General features: G+C 70.1%; 15 protein-coding genes. 14 read left to right on the plus strand and 1 reads right to left on the minus strand.

Translation table 11 applies throughout. The annotated features are described in order from the left end of the window. The first annotated feature begins 374 nt into the window (after positions 1-374). The 13 genes from hpnC (at position 375) to AB0I98_RS22615 (ending at position 13,944) form a co-directional block, all read left to right on the plus strand. Entirely contained in the window at positions 375-1,277 is a 903-nt protein-coding gene (gene hpnC, locus AB0I98_RS22555; protein WP_362944411.1) for a squalene synthase HpnC, read from the plus strand. Further along, on the plus strand, positions 1,274-2,224 hold the full coding sequence (hpnD, locus tag AB0I98_RS22560; RefSeq protein ID WP_362944413.1) for a presqualene diphosphate synthase HpnD: 951 nt from the start codon (positions 1,274-1,276) through the stop codon (positions 2,222-2,224). The genes hpnC and hpnD overlap by 4 nt, the downstream gene beginning before the upstream one ends. Beyond that, entirely contained in the window at positions 2,224-2,364 is a 141-nt protein-coding gene (locus tag AB0I98_RS22565; RefSeq protein ID WP_362944415.1) for a DUF6380 family protein, read from the plus strand. Before hpnD ends, AB0I98_RS22565 begins: the two co-directional genes overlap by 1 nt. Continuing rightward, positions 2,361-3,791 carry a hydroxysqualene dehydroxylase HpnE gene (hpnE, locus tag AB0I98_RS22570; protein WP_362944416.1) on the plus strand — a complete coding sequence of 477 codons (1,431 nt, stop codon included), beginning with the start codon at positions 2,361-2,363 and terminating at the stop codon, positions 3,789-3,791. The genes AB0I98_RS22565 and hpnE overlap by 4 nt, the downstream gene beginning before the upstream one ends. 68 nt (positions 3,792-3,859) lie before the next feature. Next, positions 3,860-4,924, plus strand: a complete 1,065-nt coding sequence (locus tag AB0I98_RS22575) for a polyprenyl synthetase family protein (RefSeq protein WP_362944507.1) — start codon at positions 3,860-3,862, stop codon at positions 4,922-4,924. A gap of 116 nt (positions 4,925-5,040) precedes the next feature. Then, positions 5,041-7,032, plus strand: a complete 1,992-nt coding sequence (gene shc / locus AB0I98_RS22580; RefSeq protein ID WP_362944418.1) for a squalene--hopene cyclase — start codon at positions 5,041-5,043, stop codon at positions 7,030-7,032. Continuing rightward, the gene (locus tag AB0I98_RS22585; protein WP_362944420.1) at positions 7,032-7,673 is read left to right on the plus strand and encodes a 1-hydroxy-2-methyl-2-butenyl 4-diphosphate reductase; all 642 of its coding nucleotides are present in this window, start codon (positions 7,032-7,034) and stop codon (positions 7,671-7,673) included. The genes shc and AB0I98_RS22585 overlap by 1 nt, the downstream gene beginning before the upstream one ends. A 5-nt stretch (positions 7,674-7,678) precedes the next feature. Next, a complete protein-coding gene (gene hpnH / locus AB0I98_RS22590; protein WP_362944422.1) occupies positions 7,679-8,701 on the plus strand; it encodes an adenosyl-hopene transferase HpnH in 1,023 nt (340 codons plus the stop codon). 4 nt (positions 8,702-8,705) lie between these two features. Further along, positions 8,706-9,863 carry a flavodoxin-dependent (E)-4-hydroxy-3-methylbut-2-enyl-diphosphate synthase gene (gene ispG, locus AB0I98_RS22595; RefSeq protein WP_362944424.1) on the plus strand — a complete coding sequence of 386 codons (1,158 nt, stop codon included), beginning with the start codon at positions 8,706-8,708 and terminating at the stop codon, positions 9,861-9,863. Between the two features lie 29 nt (positions 9,864-9,892). Then, a complete protein-coding gene (gene dxs, locus AB0I98_RS22600) occupies positions 9,893-11,785 on the plus strand; it encodes a 1-deoxy-D-xylulose-5-phosphate synthase (RefSeq protein WP_362944426.1) in 1,893 nt (630 codons plus the stop codon). Continuing rightward, positions 11,782-13,167, plus strand: coding sequence for an aspartate aminotransferase family protein (locus tag AB0I98_RS22605; RefSeq protein ID WP_362944428.1), 1,386 nt, complete (start codon positions 11,782-11,784; stop codon positions 13,165-13,167). Before dxs ends, AB0I98_RS22605 begins: the two co-directional genes overlap by 4 nt. Positions 13,168-13,231: 64 nt before the next feature. Continuing rightward, positions 13,232-13,825 carry an XRE family transcriptional regulator gene (locus AB0I98_RS22610; RefSeq protein WP_362944430.1) on the plus strand — a complete coding sequence of 198 codons (594 nt, stop codon included), beginning with the start codon at positions 13,232-13,234 and terminating at the stop codon, positions 13,823-13,825. Next, complete coding sequence (locus AB0I98_RS22615) at positions 13,822-13,944, plus strand: DUF6126 family protein (protein WP_362944432.1); 123 nt, start codon at positions 13,822-13,824, stop codon at positions 13,942-13,944. The genes AB0I98_RS22610 and AB0I98_RS22615 overlap by 4 nt, the downstream gene beginning before the upstream one ends. Before the next feature lie 27 nt (positions 13,945-13,971). Here AB0I98_RS22615 and AB0I98_RS22620 read toward each other — a convergent pair whose 3' ends face one another. After that, a complete protein-coding gene (locus tag AB0I98_RS22620; protein ID WP_362944434.1) occupies positions 13,972-14,769 on the minus strand; it encodes a tyrosine-protein phosphatase in 798 nt (265 codons plus the stop codon). Between the two features lie 171 nt (positions 14,770-14,940). Here AB0I98_RS22620 and AB0I98_RS22625 point away from each other — a divergent pair, with 171 nt between their 5' ends. Continuing rightward, a complete protein-coding gene (locus tag AB0I98_RS22625; RefSeq protein WP_362944436.1) occupies positions 14,941-17,010 on the plus strand; it encodes an alpha-galactosidase in 2,070 nt (689 codons plus the stop codon). Positions 17,011-17,089 lie beyond the last annotated feature (79 nt).

The raw sequence follows: 17,089 nt of genomic DNA on the forward strand, positions 1-17,089 counted from the left end.
CGGGCGAAAAGCCCACCACGCTTCCCAGCGCCCCGCAGGAACCCTTCCGGCGGGGCTCCGCGTCTGCAAAGGAAACGTCAACTTCGGGCGGCCCACGGAATCTTGGTGCCAATCGGTGTGTTCTTGTGATGCGCAGGACACCCCGACGGACCCTGTTGCGTTGTACAACGTAAGCTGTACCGGTCCCGATAAGCGGCAAGTGGGGCGATAGTACGCGACACCCCGCGCCGGGGCGGCCGCGCTGAGGACCGGGTGGCGTGTCCGAAATAGTGCGTATTGGGTCGACGGTGTAGAACGGGAGATGTGACGGCAATGGCTACGGAAACTCCCCAGGTCGACGCAGCATGTGCCGTCCCCGCCCCGGGCAGTGAACGGTGACGGGAACCGGCACCGCGCCGACCGGTGATCCGGAGCGCGGCACGCTCGACAAGGCCGCGGACGAGAACTTCCCCGTGGCCCCGTTCTTCCTGCCCAGGGCCTGGCGTGCCGACCTCATGGCCGTGTACGGCTTCGCCCGCCTCGTCGACGACATCGGCGACGGCGATCTCGCCCCCGGGGGCGCCGACGCCCGGCTGCTCGGCGTGTCCCCGGCGGAGGCCGAGGACCGGCTGCTGATGCTGGACGCGTTCGAGGCCGACCTTCACCGCGTGTTCGATTCGACGCCGCGTCACCCGCTGCTGCGCCGCCTCCAGCCGACCGTCCGGCGCCGCGCGCTGAGCGCGGAGCCCTTTCTCGGCCTGATCGCCGCCAACCGCCAGGACCAGCTCGTCTCCCGCTACGAGACCTACGACGATCTCATTGCGTACTGCGAACTGTCCGCCAACCCCGTCGGCCGTCTCGTCCTCGCCGTCACCGGCACCGAGACCCCCGAGCGGGTCAGGCGCTCCGACGCGATCTGCACGGCCCTGCAGATCGTCGAGCACCTCCAGGACGTCGCCGAGGACCTCGGCCGCGACCGCATCTATCTGCCCGCCGCCGACATGAAGCGCTTTCATGTCCAGGAGGCGGATCTCGCCGCGAAAACCGCGGGCGCATCGGTGCGCGCCCTGGTTGCATACGAAGCGCAACGCGCCCGCGATCTCCTGAATGAAGGCGCCCCCCTGGTGGGTAGCGTCCACGGCAGGTTGAAGCTGTTGCTCGCAGGGTTCGTGGCGGGGGGAAGGGCGGCAATCCATGCGATTGCCGCCGCCGAATACGACGTACTTCCCGGCCCGCCCAAGCCCGGCAAGATCCAGTTGCTGCGTGAGGTGGGCCTGACTCTGCGAGGAGAGGGGTGATCCGGACCGTGGACTCTCCCACACACGTGTCCGCACCGGTACTCGCCGCCTACAGCTACTGCGAGGCCGTCACCGGACAGCAGGCCCGTAACTTCGCCTACGGCATCAGGCTGCTGCCCACGCACAAGCGGCGCGCGATGTCGGCGTTGTACGCGTTCTCGCGCCGTGTCGACGACATCGGCGACGGCGCGCTGGCACCCGACGTCAAGATCGCCAGACTCGAGGACACCCGGGCGCTGCTGACCCGGATCCGCCAGGACGCGGTCGACGAGGACGACACCGACCCGGTCGCGGTCGCCCTGACCCATGCCGCCGAGCAGTTCCCCATCCCGCTGGGCGGCCTGGACGAGCTCATCGACGGCGTGCTGATGGACGTACGCGGCGAGACCTATGAGACCTGGGACGACCTGAAGGTGTACTGCCGTTGTGTGGCGGGTGCCATCGGGCGGCTCTCGCTCGGGGTGTTCGGTACGGAGCGGGGGGCGCGTGGCGCCGAGCGCGCGCCGGAGTATGCCGACACGCTCGGGCTTGCGCTTCAGCTCACCAACATCCTGCGGGACGTCCGCGAGGACGCCGAGGGCGGGCGCACCTATCTACCCGCCGACGACCTGGCCAAGTTCGGCTGCTCGGCCGGGTTCAGCGGGGCGAAACCGCCGGAGGGCGCCGACTTCGCGGGTCTCGTGCACTTCGAAGTGCGTCGGGCCCGCGCCCTTTTCGCCGAGGGCTACCGGCTGCTCCCCATGCTCGACCGGCGCAGCGGCGCCTGTGTCGCCGCCATGGCCGGCATCTACCGCCGCCTCCTCGACCGCATCGAGCGCGATCCGGAGGCGGTGCTGCGTGGCCGGGTCTCGCTGCCCGGGCGCGAGAAGGCGTACGTCGCCGTGCGCGGCCTGTCCGGCCTGGACGCGCGGCATGTGACCCGGCGGACCGTCAGGAGGCGCACCTGATGGACAAAAGGGTCCAAGGTGATGTCACCGGCGAAAAGTGGCGGGCAACCCTCCGGTGCCCCGCGGCGTCCCTGACTGCGACGGCCTGCCGTGCACCGTTCAAGCATCGCGGCGGCCGCGCAGGGGGGAGTGCACGATGACCGACGGCTCGCGGCCCGAGGAGCCGCTCGCGGACATGCCCGGGCCCCGCTACGGGCGGGATGCCGTCGTGGTCGGTGGTGGGCTCGCCGGGATCACCGCCGCGCTCGCGCTCGCCGACGCCGGAGTGCGCGTCACTCTGCTCGAAGGCCGGCCGCGCCTGGGCGGGCTCGCCTTCTCCTTCCAGCGCGGCGAGTTGACGGTCGACAACGGACAGCATGTGTATCTGCGCTGCTGCACCGCCTACCGCTGGTTCCTCGACCGCATCGAGGCAGCGGCGCTGGCGCCGTTGCAGGATCGTCTCGACGTGCCCGTACTCGATGTCGCCAGGCCCGAGGGACGGCGGCTCGGCAGGCTGCGGCGCGACGCGCTGCCCGTGCCCCTGCATCTGGGGCGCAGCCTGGCCACGTATCCGCATCTCTCGCTCGCCGAACGCGCCAAGGTCGGGCGGGCCGCGCTCGCGCTCAAAGGGCTGGACCTCGCCGATCCGACCCTGGACACGCAGGACTTCGGCAGCTGGCTGACCGCGCACGGTCAGTCGGCGCGTGCCGTCGAGGCCCTGTGGGACCTGGTCGGGGTCGCCACCCTCAACGCGGTCGCGGGCGATGCCTCGCTGGGGCTCGCCGCGATGGTGTTCAAGACCGGTCTGCTGTCCGACCCGGGCGCGGCCGACATCGGCTGGGCGCGCGTTCCGCTGGGTGAACTGCATGACCGGCTGGCCCGCAAGGCGCTCGACTCCGCGGGCGTGCGTACCGAGGTCCGTACACGAGTCACCTCCATCTCTACTGACGACAACGGGCGCCTGAGCGTTCAGGTTCCCGGCGAAACGCTTCAGGCCGACGCCGTCGTCCTCGCCGTACCCCACCGCGAAGCGCACGATCTGCTGCCCGCCGGAGCCCTCGACGCGCCGGAACGGCTGCTGGAGATCGGCACCGCGCCGATCCTCAATGTGCATGTCGTGTACGACCGGAAGGTGCTCCACAAGCCCTTGTTCGCGGCCCTCGGCACCCCGGTGCAGTGGGTCTTCGACCGGACCGACCCCTCCGGGCTGAAGCACGGTCAGTACCTGGCGCTGTCGCAGTCGGCGGCGCAGGACGAGATCGACGCACCGGTCGCCGAACTGCGCGAGCGCTATCTGCCCGAACTGGAACGGCTGTTGCCCGGCACCCGCGGTGCCGAGGTAACGGACTTCTTCGTGACCAGGGAGCGCACGGCCACGTTCGCTCCCACCCCCGGCGTCGGACGGCTGCGGCCCGGCGCCCGTACCAAGGCCCCCGGCCTCTACCTGGCCGGAGCGTGGACCGCCACGGGGTGGCCCGCGACCATGGAGAGTGCGGTCCGCAGTGGTGTGAGCGCGGCGGACGCCGTGCTCAGCGCCCTCGGCCGGCCCCGCCCCCGACACCTCTTCGAAGTTGAGGAGGCGGCCTGATGCTCCATCAGCGCGCGGCAGGTCCCCGCACCCCCGGTACCGCAACAAGAGGAGAGACTGTGCCCACTGTGCCCCCGGCCTCGACGGCCGCTCGAAGGACCGCGGTGGACGTGACCGCGCTCCTGGAGCGCGGCCGGTCCCTGGCCACACCGGTACTGCGGGCGGCGATCGACCGCCTGGCCCCTCCCATGGACACCGTTTCCGCCTACCACTTCGGCTGGATCGACGCCCAGGGCAATCCCGCCGACGGCGATGGCGGCAAGGCCGTACGTCCCGCCCTTGCTGTGCTCTCCGCCGAGGTCACCGGCGCCGCGCCCGAGGCGGGCATCCCCGGAGCGGTCGCCGTCGAACTGGTCCACAACTTCTCCCTGCTGCACGACGACCTGATGGACGGCGACGAACAGCGCCGGCACCGCGACACCGTCTGGAAGGTGCACGGCCCCGCCCAGGCGATCCTGGTCGGCGACGCCCTGTTCGCCCTGGCCAACGAGGTCCTGCTGGAGCTCGGCACCGTCGAGGCCGGTCGCGCCACCCGCCGACTGACCACCGCGACCCGCGCCCTCATCGACGGCCAGGCGCAGGACATCTCCTACGAGCACCGCGACCGCGTCAGCGTCGAGGAGTGCCTGGAGATGGAGGGCAACAAGACCGGCGCCCTGCTCGCCTGCGCCAGCTCCATCGGCGCCGTGCTCGGCGGCGCGGACGACCGCACCGCCGACACCCTGGAGAAGTACGGCTACCACCTGGGCCTAGCCTTCCAGGCCGTCGACGACCTGCTCGGCATCTGGGGCGACCCGGTCTCCACCGGCAAGCAGACCTGGAGCGATCTGCGCCAGCGCAAGAAGTCCCTGCCGGTCGTGGCCGCGCTCGCGGCGGGCGGCGCCGCCTCCGAGCGGCTCGGCGAGCTCCTCGCCGCCGACGCCAAGAGCAGCGATTTCGAGAACTTCTCGGAGGAGGAGTTCGCGGCCCGTGCCGCCCTCATCGAGGAGGCGGGCGGCCGCGAATGGACCGCCGAAGAGGCCCGCCGCCAGCACACCATCGCCATCGAAGCCCTGGACGCCATCGAGATGCCCGACCGCGTGCGGGCACAGTTCGCGGCGCTCGCCGACTTCGTCGTCGTACGGAAGAGATGATCATTATCGGTCGAACAGCCCTCGCGTAGTCGCCGGCCGGTGCTACGGACACACGAGCACCGGTCGACGGCGGACCCACAGCAGCACGACTCGTACGACTGCACGAAGGGGAAGCCATGACAGCGACGACCGACGGAAGCACCGGGGCACTGCGGCCCCGCGCAGCCTCGGCCAGCGACACACAGATCGACACCCCCGTGGCGGCCGGGGCGCACCAGGCCGCCGTACACGCCATCGGGCGTGCCACCGAGTTCCTGCTCTCCCGGCAGGACACCCAGGGCTGGTGGAAGGGCGACCTCGAGACGAACGTCACGATGGACGCCGAGGACCTGCTGCTGCGCCAGTTCCTGGGCATCCGCGACGAGGCCACCACCCGTGCCGCCGCCCTGTTCATCCGCGGCGAGCAGCGCGAGGACGGCACCTGGGCCACTTTCTACGGCGGACCCGGCGAACTTTCCACCACCATCGAGGCGTACGTCGCCCTGCGGCTGGCCGGCGACGCGCCCAACGCGCCGCACATGGCGAAGGCCTCGGCCTGGATCCGCGAGCGGGGCGGCATCGCGGCCTCCCGGGTCTTCACCCGGATCTGGCTGGCGCTGTTCGGCTGGTGGAAGTGGGAGGACCTGCCCGAACTCCCGCCGGAGCTCATCTACTTCCCGAAGTGGTTCCCGCTCAACATCTACGACTTCGGCTGCTGGGCGCGGCAGACCATCGTCCCGCTGACGATCGTCTCCGCGAAGCGTCCGGTGCGGCCCGCGCCCTTCCCGCTCGACGAACTGCACACCGACCCGCGCAACCCGAACCCGGTCAAGCCGCCGGCTCCCGCGGCGAGTTGGGACGGCGTCTTCGAACGGCTTGACAAGGCGCTGCACCAGTACCGCAAGGTCGCCCCGCGCGGCCTGCGCCGGGCGGCGATGAACTCCGCCGCCCGCTGGATCATCGAGCGGCAGGAGAACGACGGCTGCTGGGGCGGCATCCAGCCGCCCGCCGTGTACTCGGTCATCGCCCTGTACCTGCTCGGCTACGACCTCGAACACCCGGTGATGCGCGAGGGGCTGGCGTCGCTGGACCGTTTCGCGGTCTGGCGCGAGGACGGGGCGCGGATGATCGAGGCCTGCCAGTCCCCGGTGTGGGACACCTGCCTCGCGGCCATCGCGCTCGCCGACGCGGGGGTCCCCGCAGACCACCCGCAACTGGTGAAGGCCGCCGACTGGATGCTCGGCGAGCAGATCGTGCGGCCCGGCGACTGGTCGGTCCGCAGGCCCCAACTGCCGCCCGGTGGCTGGGCGTTCGAGTTCCACAACGACAACTACCCCGACATCGACGACACCGCCGAGGTCGTCCTCGCGCTGCGCCGGATCCGGCACCACGACCCGGAGCGGGTGGAGAAGGCGATCGGGCGCGGGGTGCGCTGGAACCTCGGGATGCAGTCGAAGAACGGCGCCTGGGGGGCCTTCGACGTCGACAACACCAGCATGTTCCCCAACAAGCTGCCGTTCTGCGACTTCGGCGAGGTCATCGACCCGCCGTCCGCGGACGTCACCGCCCACGTGGTGGAGATGCTCGCGGTCGAGGGCTACGCCCATGACCCGCGCACCCGGCGTGGCATCGAGTGGCTGCTCGCCGAACAGGAGCCGGACGGCTCATGGTTCGGGCGCTGGGGCGTCAACTACATCTACGGCACCGGGTCCGTGGTACCCGCGCTGACCGCCGCCGGACTGCCCGGCTCGCATCCGGCGATCCGCCGGGCCGTCGCCTGGCTGGAGTCCGTCCAGAACGACGACGGCGGCTGGGGCGAGGACCTGCGCTCCTACCACGACGTGAACAAGTGGAGCGGCAAGGGCGCCTCCACCGCCTCGCAGACGGCATGGGCGCTGCTGGCCCTGCTCGCGGCCGGCGAGAAGGACTCCAAGGCCGTCGAGCGCGGCATCGAGTGGCTCGCGAGCACCCAGCGCGAGGACGGCTCCTGGGACGAGCCGTACTTCACGGGGACCGGCTTCCCGTGGGACTTCTCGATCAACTACCACCTCTACCGGCAGGTCTTCCCGCTCACCGCGCTCGGCCGGTACGTCCACGGAGAACCGTTCTCCAAGGCCGAGGGGGGCTGATGAGCACCCAGCCCGCACCCGCCCCGCTGCTGGTCGCCTGCGCGCTCGGCATCGAGCACCTCGCCCTGCGCCTGAGCGACCGCGGAGGCGCGGGCGGGCCGGTCAGGGTCCTGCGTACCGGTATGGGGCCCAAGGCGGCGGAGCGGTCCGTCGCCCGGGTGCTGGCCGATCCGGCGTTCGGCGAGGCCGCCGTGCTTGCGACCGGTTTCTGTGCGGGGCTCGCCCCGGGCATGCACCCCGGCGACCTGGTCGTCGCCGAGGAGACCCGGGACCCGGACGGAACCGTTCCGTGCGTCGGGACCGACCTACTCGTCAAGGAGCTGGTGCGCGCCGCACCCGGCCGCACCGTCCACACCGGGCCGCTCACCGGCTCCGACCACGTCGTACGCGGTCAGGAACGGTCCGATCTCCTCGCGACCGGCGCGATCGCGGTCGACATGGAGTCCGCGGCCACGCTCCTGAGCGCCGTACGCACGGGCCCGCGCCCGGTTGCGGCCGTCCGGGTGGTCGTGGACGCTCCAGAACATGAACTCGTCCGGATCGGCACATTGCGCGGAGGAATATCAGCCTTCCGCGTATTGCGTTCCGTTCTTCCTGCTTTTTATGAATGGCACCGTTCCTTGCTGCTCCCCAGGAGGTGAGCCAGATGGCCATGCCGCTGCGCCAGTCCATCAAGGTCGCTACGTACTTGGCTGAACAGAAGCTCCGCAGGCGGGACAAGTTTCCGCTCATCGTCGAGCTGGAACCGCTCTACGCCTGCAATCTCAAGTGCGAGGGCTGCGGCAAGATCCAGCACCCGGCGGGTGTACTCAAGCAGCGCATGCCGGTTGCCCAAGCCGTGGGAGCGGTGCTCGAGTCCGGTGCCCCCATGGTGTCGATCGCCGGCGGGGAACCCCTGATGCATCCCAAGATCGATGAGATCGTGCGGCAGTTGGTGGCGAGGAAGAAGTACGTCTTCCTGTGCACCAACGCCATGCTGCTGCGCAAGAAGATGGACAAGTTCAAGCCCTCGCCGTTCTTCGCCTTCGCGGTGCACATCGACGGGCTGCGCGAGCGGCACGACGAGTCCGTGGCGAAGGAGGGTGTGTTCGACGAGGCCGTGGAGGCGATCAAGGAGGCCAAGCGGCGCGGCTTCCGGGTCACCACCAACTCGACCTTCTTCAACACGGACACTCCGCAGACCATCATCGAGGTGCTCAACTACCTCAACGACGACCTCAAGGTCGACGAGATGATGATCTCGCCCGCCTATGCCTACGAGAAGGCCCCCGACCAGGAGCACTTCCTGGGCGTGGAGCAGACCCGTGAGCTGTTCAAGAAGGCCTTCGCGGGCGGCAACCGGCGCAAGTGGCGGCTCAACCACTCCCCGCTCTTCCTGGACTTCCTGGAGGGCAAGGTCGACTTCCCGTGCACCGCCTGGGCGATCCCGAACTACTCCCTCTTCGGCTGGCAGCGCCCCTGCTACCTGATGAGCGACGGGTACGTGACCACGTACCGGGAGCTGATCGAGGACACCGACTGGGACAAGTACGGCCGCGGCAAGGACCCGCGCTGCGCCAACTGCATGGCGCACTGCGGCTACGAGCCGACCGCGGTCATGGCCACCATGGGCTCCCTCAAGGAGTCCCTGCGGGCGATGCGCGAGACCGTCGCCGGAAACCGCGACTGACACCATGACCGCCATCTCCTTGGGCGTCCCCGAGGTACCGGTCCGGCCGATCGCGGAGCGCCGTGTATCACGGCAGATCCAGGTCGGGCCGGTGGCGGTCGGGGGCGGGGCCCCGGTGTCGGTGCAGTCGATGACGACGACGCGTACGTCGGACATCGGCGCCACCCTGCAGCAGATCGCGGAACTCACCGCGTCCGGCTGCCAGATCGTCCGCGTCGCCTGCCCCACGCAGGACGACGCGGACGCCCTCGCGACCATCGCCCGCAAGTCGCAGATCCCGGTGATCGCGGACATCCACTTCCAGCCCAAGTACGTCTTCGCCGCGATCGAGGCCGGCTGCGCGGCCGTACGCGTCAATCCCGGCAACATCAAGCAGTTCGACGACAAGGTGAAGGAGATCGCGCGGGCCGCCAAGGACCACGGCACGCCGATCCGCATCGGCGTCAACGCGGGCTCTCTCGACCGGCGACTGCTGCAGAAGTACGGCAAGGCGACGCCGGAGGCGCTGGTGGAGAGCGCCTTGTGGGAGGCGTCGCTGTTCGAGGAGCACGGTTTCCGGGACATCAAGATCTCGGTGAAGCACAACGACCCGGTGGTGATGGTCAACGCCTACCGGCAGCTGGCCGAACAGTGCGACTATCCGCTGCACTTGGGCGTCACCGAGGCCGGTCCCGCCTTCCAGGGGACGATCAAGTCGGCCGTGGCCTTCGGGGCGCTGCTGTCGCGGGGGATCGGTGACACCATCCGGGTGTCCCTGAGCGCTCCGCCCGCCGAGGAGGTCAAGGTCGGCATCCAGATCCTGGAGTCGCTGGGACTCAGGCAGCGGCGGTTGGAGATCGTGTCGTGTCCGTCCTGCGGGCGCGCCCAGGTCGACGTGTACAAGCTGGCCGACGAGGTCACGGCAGGTCTGGAGGGCATGGAAGTGCCCCTGCGGGTGGCCGTGATGGGGTGTGTGGTCAACGGTCCCGGTGAGGCGCGGGAGGCGGACCTGGGGGTCGCCTCCGGCAACGGCAAGGGGCAGATCTTCGTCAAGGGCGAGGTCATCAAGACCGTGCCCGAGTCGAAGATCGTGGAGACCCTCATCGACGAGGCGATGAAGATCGCCGAACAGATGGAGCAGGACGGCGTCGAGTCGGGGGAGCCGGCCGTCACCGTGAGCTGAACAGCACGGACCGAAGGGGGCCCGCGAACGTGACGATTCTGGAGAGCATCCGGGGACCACGCGACCTGAAGGCGCTGTCCGAGGCGCAACTTGGCGAACTGTCCGACGAGATCAGGGAGTTCCTGGTGCACGCCGTGGCCAGGACCGGCGGTCACCTCGGGCCCAATCTGGGGGTGGTGGAACTCACCGTCGCCCTCCACCGGGTCTTCGAGTCGCCGGTCGACCGCATCGTGTGGGACACCGGCCACCAGAGCTACGTACACAAGTTGCTGACAGGGCGTCAGGATTTTTCCAAGCTGCGCGGCAAGGGGGGTCTGTCCGGCTACCCGTCGCGTGAGGAGTCCGAGCACGACATCGTCGAGAACAGCCACGCCTCCACCGCGCTCGGCTGGGCCGACGGGCTCGCCAAGGCCCGCCAGGTGCAGGGGGAGAAGGGGCATGTCGTCGCCGTGATCGGCGACGGCGCGCTGACCGGCGGCATGGCCTGGGAGGCGCTGAACAACATCGCGGCCGCCAAGAACCGGCCGCTGATCATCGTCGTCAACGACAACGAGCGGTCGTACGCCCCCACCATCGGCGGCCTCGCCAACCACCTCGCCACCCTGCGTACCACCGACAGTTACGAACAGGTCCTGGCCTGGGGCAAGGACGTACTGCAGCGTACGCCGATCGTCGGCAACACCGTCTACGAGGCACTGCACGGCGCGAAGAAGGGCTTCAAGGACGCGTTCGCGCCGCAGGGCCTCTTCGAGGACTTGGGCCTGAAGTACGTCGGGCCGATCGACGGACACGACATCGGTGCCGTCGAGTCCGCGCTGCGGCGCGCGAAACGCTTCCACGGGCCGGTGCTGGTGCACTGCCTCACCGAGAAGGGGCGCGGCTACGAACCCGCTCTCGCGCACGAGGAGGACCACTTCCATACCGTGGGTGTGATGGACCCGCTCACCTGCGAGCCGCTCGCGCCGTCCAACGGGCCGTCCTGGACCTCGGTGTTCGGCGAGGAGATCGTCAGGATCGGGGAGGAGCGGGAGGACGTCGTGGCGATCACGGCGGCCATGCTGCACCCGGTCGGGCTCGGCAAGTTCGCCGCACGGTTCCCGGACCGGGTCTGGGACGTCGGGATCGCCGAGCAGCACGCGGCGGTGAGCGCGGCCGGGCTCGCGACCGGCGGACTGCACCCCGTCGTCGCCGTCTACGCCACCTTCCTCAACCGCGCCTTCGACCAGCTCCTGATGGACGTCGCCCTGCACCGCTGCGGCGTCACCTTCGTCCTGGACCGGGCCGGCGTGACGGGCGTCGACGGCGCCTCCCACAACGGCATGTGGGACATGTCGATCCTCCAGGTCGTGCCGGGCCTAAGGATCGCCGCGCCGCGCGACGCCGACCAACTCCGGGCCCAACTGCGTGAGGCGGTCGCGGTGGACGACGCGCCGACCCTCGTACGGTTCCCGAAGGAGTCGGTGGGGCCGTGCGTTCCCGCGGTCGACCGGGTCGGCGGCATCGACGTACTGCACCGCGAAGAGTCGCCGGAGGTGCTGCTGGTCGCCGTCGGCGTCATGGCGCCCGTCTGCCTCCAGGCCGCCGAGCTGCTTCAGGCGCGCGGCATCGGCTGCACCGTCGTCGACCCGCGCTGGGTCAAGCCCGTCGACCCGGCGCTCCCCGGCCTCGCCGCCGAGCACCGCCTGGTCGCCGTCGTCGAGGACAACAGCCGCGCGTCCGGGGTCGGCGCGGCGGTCGCGCTGGCGCTCGGTGACGCTGATGTCGACGTGCCCGTACGGCGGTTCGGCATCCCGGAGCAGTTCCTCGCACACGCCAAACGCGGTGAGGTGCTCGCCGACATCGGCCTCACGCCCGTCGAGGTCGCCGGACGGATCAGCGCGAGCCTGGCCGTCAAAGAGTCAGCCAAGGAGAAACCCGAATGACCACGGAGTTCGACCTCGGCGCACTGCTGGCCGAGCGCGGAGCCGAGCGCTACGAGCTGCACACCAAGTACCTCAACCACCAGCTCCCGCGCATGCTGCACACCATCGGCTTCGACAAGGTCTACGAGCGGGCCGAGGGCGCGTACTTCTGGGACGCGGACGGCGCCGACTACCTGGACATGCTCGCCGGGTTCGGGGTGATGGGCCTGGGCCGCCATCACCCCGTCGTCCGCAAGGCGCTGCACGATGTGCTCGACGCACAGCTCGCCGACCTCACCCGCTTCGACTGCCAGCCGCTGCCCGGGCTGCTGGCCGAGCGGCTGCTCGCGCACAGCCCGCATCTGGACCGGGTGTTCTTCGGCAACAGCGGCACCGAGGCGGTCGAGACCGCGCTGAAGTTCGCCCGCCGCGCCACCGGAAAACCCCGCGTCCTGTACTGCGAGCACTCCTTCCACGGCCTGACCACCGGCTCGCTGTCCGTCAACGGCGAAGACGGCTTCCGTGACGGCTTCGCCCCGCTGCTGCCCGACACGGCCGTACCGCTCGGTGATCTCGTCGCGCTGGCACGGGAGTTGAAGAAGGGCGACGTCGCCGCCCTGATCGTCGAGCCGATCCAGGGCAAGGGCGTCCTCGAGCCCCCGCCCGGCTATCTGCGCGCCGCCCAGGAGCTGCTGCACAAGCACAAGGCGCTGCTGATCGCGGACGAGGTGCAGACCGGGCTCGGCCGGACCGGGGACTTCTACGCCTACCAGCACGAGGACGGCGTCGAACCGGACCTGGTCTGCGTCGCGAAGGCCCTCTCCGGCGGCTATGTGCCGGTGGGCGCCACGCTCGGCAAGGACTGGATCTTCAAGAAGGTCTACTCGTCGATCGACCGCGTGCTGGTGCACTCGGCGAGCTTCGGGTCCAACGCCCAGGCCATGGCAGCGGGCCTGGCCGTCCTGTCCGTCATGGAGAACGAGCAGATCGTCGCCAACGCCCGTGCCACCGGAGACCTGCTCAGGTCCCGGCTCGCGGCCCTGGTCGACAAGTACGAACTGCTCGCCGACGTACGCGGCCGGGGCCTGATGATCGGCATCGAGTTCGGCAGGCCCAGCTCGCTGAAGCTGCGCAGCCGCTGGACGATGCTGCAGGCGGCCCGCAAGGGCCTGTTCGCGCAGATGGTGGTCGTGCCACTGCTCCAGCGGCACCGGATCCTCACCCAGGTCTCCGGCGACCACCTGGAGGTGATCAAGCTGATCCCGCCGCTGATCGTCGGCGAGCGGGAGGTGGACCGGTTCGTCGAGGCCTTCACGGCCGTGATGGACGACGCCCACAGCGGGGGCGGTCTGATGTGGGACTTCGGGAAGACGCTGGTCAAGCAGGCGGTGGCCAACCGCTAGGGGCGCTTTTGCCTGTGAGGCAAGAAATTTGCCCTGCGGGCAAGCCTCCGGCTGAATGGAGGGCATGAGCTCTCCCGACCTGCCCGCCGTGGCGCCGCAGCTGAGAGCCCTGCGGCGCCGTGCCGCCCTCACCCTGGAGGCCGCGGCGGGCGCCGCCGGGCTGTCGCCCGCCCATCTCTCCCGGCTGGAGACCGGACAGCGCCAGCCCTCGCTGCCGATGCTGCTCGCCCTGGCCCGCATCTACGGTACGACGGTGTCCGAGCTGCTCGGCGAGACGGTCGCCGACCGGGACGCCGTCGTACGCGCCGCGGACATGGAACCGACCGCGGCGGGCGGCTGGACGTACCGCCAGGCCGGGGCGCCCGGCCGCGGCATGCAGGCCCTGCGCCTGCGTGTGCCGTGCCGCTCCCAGGGCGACATCGTGCGTGTGCACCCCGGTGAGGAGTGGCTCTATGTGCTTCAGGGGCGGCTGCGGCTGCGCCTCGGGGACACCACGCATCTGCTCGCGCCCGGCGACAGCGCGCACTTCGACTCGCTGACCCCGCATCGGATCGCCGCGGAGGACCGCGACGGGCTGGAGCTGCTGTTCGTCCACACCCTGCTGCAGAGCCCGACGGCCGCACTGTGCCTGGGCCCCGACCCGGGAGTCATGCCATGAGCGACATGGAGGAGAAGTTCCCGCGCGCCCTGTGGGTGCGCCTGATCATCTACCTCGCGGTGGGGCACGTGTTCGCGGGCTTCATCTACCTGCTGTTCGAGCTGGGGGCGAAGCAGTAGCCGTACATCCTCAGTTGACGTGCGCCCTCAGTCGAGGAGGCGCTCGCGCAGCCGCTCGCGGGTCTCGGGGGTGACTCCGAGGCCCTGTGCCAGGTAGGCGTCGACGCCGCCCCAGGTGGCCTCGATGGTCTCGAAGGCCGCGGTGAGGTATTCGGCGCGGGCGTCGAAGAGAGGGCTGAGCAGTTCCATGACCTCGGGGGAGTAGGCGGAGGCCGAACTGCTGCTGCGGTGGACCTTGTAGCGGCGGTGCTTGGCGTTCGACTCCAGGTAGTCCGCCACGATCGCCTCGCGCTCGACGCCCAGGGCGAGCAGCGTCACGGCTATGGAGAGCCCGGCGCGGTCCTTGCCGGCCGCGCAGTGCATCAGGGCGGGGAGGCTGTCCTCGGCGAGCGCGTGCAGCACGCGGGAGTGCTCGGCGGTGCGCTCCTTGATGATCGTGCGGTACGAGGTGATCATCCGCTGCGCGGCCTTGCCGTCGGCGAGGATCGTGCGCAGCTGGTCGATGTCGCCGTCGCGGACCATCTTCCAGAACTCGGCGCCGTCCGCCGGGTCGGTCAGCGGGAGGTTCACATTCCGCACGCCGGGCAGCTCGACGTCCGGGCCCTCCAGCTTCTGGTCGGCCGCGTTGCGGAAGTCGAAGATCGTGTGCAGGCCGAGCGAGCCGAGGAACGCCGCGTCCTCCTCGGTCGCGTGCGCGAGATGCCCGCTGCGGTACAGCACGCCCTGTCGCACCCGTCGTCCGTCCACGGTCGGCAGTCCGCCCACGTCACGGAAGTTGCGCACGCGGGCCAGCTCCGGCTCGGTCGACGGGATCTGCTGCGTCACGGGGGCTCCCCTCCCAGTCGGCTTCGTCGGCGCGGCTCGTCGACGGGCACGCACTCGACCATACGACATGGATTCCTGGGGCAATGAGTTGTCCACAGGCGTTGTCCCGGGGTTCACGGACATAGATGATGTTGGTACTTGAGTGCACCTGTTCGGAACTGTGGAGACGTGATGCTGGAAATTTCCGAGAACGGCCGTACGTGGCTCCTGACCGGGCCGACCAGCGGTTACGCCATCCATCTCACCGACAGCCACGAGCTGCTGCACCTGCACTGGGGCCCGCGGATCACGCTCGCCGACGCCGAGGCCCTCGCCGTCCGTCCGCTGCCGGACTACCGGCCCTTCGAGGCCCCGCTCGACGGACGCGAGGAGTACCCCGTCGAGGGCGGCCCCCGCTTCGCCCGGCCCGCCCTCTCCGTACGCACCGAGGAGCGGCGCGGCACCGAGTGGCGCTTCGAGGCGTACGAGTCCGAGGGCGACGCGCTGCGACTGCGATTCCGCGACGGCGGCCTGGCCGTCACGCTGCACTACCGGATGCGCGACGACGTGGTGGAGCGCTGGGTGACCCTCGACAACGAAGGGCCGGAGGTCGAGCTGCTGCGGGCCGACTCCGCGGCCTGGACCCTGCCCGACCGCGACAGCTGGCGGCTCTCCCAGCTGCACGGCCGCTGGGCCGCGGAGTCCCGCCTCGTGCGCTCCGACCTCACCTACGGTGAGAAGGTCATCGGCAGCCGCCGCGGACATACCGGACATCAGCACCTGCCCTGGGTCGCGCTGGACACCGACGCGACCGAGGAGCGCGGCGAGGTCTACGGCTGCGCGCTCGGCTGGTCCGGGTCCTGGCGGATCGCTGTGGCCCAACTCGCCGACGCGCGCGTGCAGATCACCGGCGGCGCCGGCTACGACGACTCGGGCCTGCTGCGGCTGGCGGCGGGCGAGTCGTTCACGACGCCCGTCTTCGCCGGTCTGTGGAGCGACGGCGGCTACGGCGGGGCGAGCCGCGCCTGGCACGCGTACCAGCGGACGTATGTCATTCCGGACGCGGGCGAGGACCGGCCGGTGCTCTTCAACTCCTGGGAGGCCACCGAGTTCGAGATCTCCGAGGAGCAGCAGCGGGCGCTGGCGCGGCGGGCCGCGGACATGGGCGTGGAGCTGTTCGTGGTCGACGACGGCTGGTTCGGGGCACGGACCAGCGACCGGGCCGGGCTCGGCGACTGGACACCCAACCCCGACCGCTTCCCCGGCGGGCTCAAGCCGCTGGCGGACCACGTGCACGGTCTCGGTATGCAATTCGGCATCTGGGTCGAGCCCGAAATGGTCAATCCGGACAGCGACCTGTATCGCGCCCACCCTGAATGGGTGCAGCACCAAACCGGGCGCAAGCGGACGGAATTCCGCAATCAGCTCGTACTGAACCTCGCCCGCGGGGACGTTCAGGAATACCTCAGGGAGCAGCTCGACACGCTCCTCTCCAGTGCCCCGATCGACTATGTGAAGTGGGACTTCAATCGCTGCTTCACCGACGCGGGCTGGCCGGGAGAGGCGTATCCGCAGCGGTTGTGGGTGGACCATGTGCGTGCGCTGTACGGGCTGTTGGACCGGCTGCGGGACGCGCACCCCGGCGTCGCCTTCGAGTCCTGCTCGGGCGGCGGCGGCCGGATCGACCTCGGCGTGCTGGGCCGTACCGACCAGGTGTGGACCTCGGACAACACCGACCCGCTCGACCGGCTCGCCATCCAGCACGGCTTCAGCCAGGTCCACCCCGCGCGCGTGATGGCGGCCTGGGTCACCGACAGCCCGAACGCCATGCTCAACGGCCGGGTCAGCTCGCTGCGCTTCCGCTTCGTGAGCGCCATGGCCGGGGTGCTCGGGGTCGGCGGTGACCTCACCGAGTGGACGGACGACGAGCTGGCCGAGGCTCGGAACTGGGTGGGTCTGTACAAGGAGATCCGGCCCCTCGTGCAGCGCGGCGACCTCTACCGGCTGCGGCCCCCGCAGGGCGGGCTGAGTGCGGTGCAGTACGTGCTCGGCGACGAGACCGTCGTCCTCGCCTGGCTCGAGGCGCAGCGTTACGGCGAGCCCGTTCCGGCGCTGCGACTGCGCGGCCTCGACCCGACAGGGTCGTATGAATGCCGCGAAACGGGCGAAGTTCACCGGGGTGCGGTCTTGCTGCACCACGGGTTGCGCACGGGGCTGCGTGGTGACCTCGATGCGGCAGTTCTCCGCCTGCGTCGCATCTGAGTGATCTGTCCGAATTAGGATCTTCATTCCAACTCGCTCTGGAATAAAGCGTCCTGTGGTGAAGCTGCGTGAGCAGCGT

Source organism: Streptomyces sp. NPDC050211, assembly GCF_040656035.1.
Classification (GTDB): Bacteria; Actinomycetota; Actinomycetes; order Streptomycetales; family Streptomycetaceae; genus Streptomyces.